Below are 944 nucleotides of genomic sequence, written 5' to 3' on the forward strand. Positions count from 1 at the left end.
TATCCTAACCAGCCAGCCGCGTCAACGGCGCCAACAAGTACCTGCGACCTGCCCCGTACCCAGCTCACGGCTGGATCGTAAGTCAGACCGCACCGATAAGTTCGGGCTTTCACCAAATGAGCTGACGTTTTGGTTTTCGGACACCGAATCGACTTTGCTTCCAACTGAGTATATTCCACGTTCGAACATGCCACGGGCGCGAATTGCGCACCCGTCCAGATGCGTGTCCGCGCCCGTGATCGGCACCTGGCCGAGGCTTGCGACTATCCGACTCCGGTCCGCGGGATCACGCTGGGCCGGTTCTGCACCACGTGCGGACTCGCACCGCCGCGGCCCATCATGCCGCCGGGCATGCCTCCCGCCCCGGCGCCGCCGCCCATCGGCATCGGCATCGGCATCATTCCCGTGCCGGCACCGGCAGCCATCCCGGCGGGGTTGGGCATGGCGCCCAGACCCGTCATCGCCGAACTGGTCAGCGCCTTAGGTACCGACCCCTGCCAGGTTGGGGGCACCGACATCGCACCCACCAGGCGCGCATTGCCCAGGCCGGCCGCCATCCCGGAACCGAGTCCGCCGCCGCCGGCACCCAAGCCGTTGAGCGCCGGGGCGGTGTCGCCGACGAACTTGGGAAGGTCGGCCAGCCCTTCGGTGGCTCCGGCCAGTCCGGCAGCACCGGCGTTGGCGGTCTGCCCGAGCTGCATCATCGGACCGATCAACATGCTGGCCGGCATCGCTCCCGCCTGAACCGCCGACATCACGGTCGCCACCGGCACCGCGGCCGCCGCCGACTGGACGCCGGCCACCACCGACGACGCGCCCGCGGCGACCCCTTCGGCCACCGGGCTCAGCGCCGCCGAGACCGAGGTCGCCGCCCCCACGACGTGGGCGTTGACCGTCGTGGCCAGTCCGGCCAAGTCAAGCGGCGGCGCACTGAACGGGGTCAA

1 protein-coding gene is annotated in these 944 nt (G+C 69.6%); it reads right to left on the minus strand.

The genetic code is table 11. The features are described from left to right. Positions 1–263: 263 nt before the first annotated feature. Positions 264–944 (minus strand): PPE family protein, SVP subgroup (locus AC5Y5Z_RS25530; protein ID WP_499928288.1); only part of this gene is annotated, 681 nt, incomplete at its 5' end.

This window comes from Mycobacterium sp. NGS29, assembly GCF_059812965.1.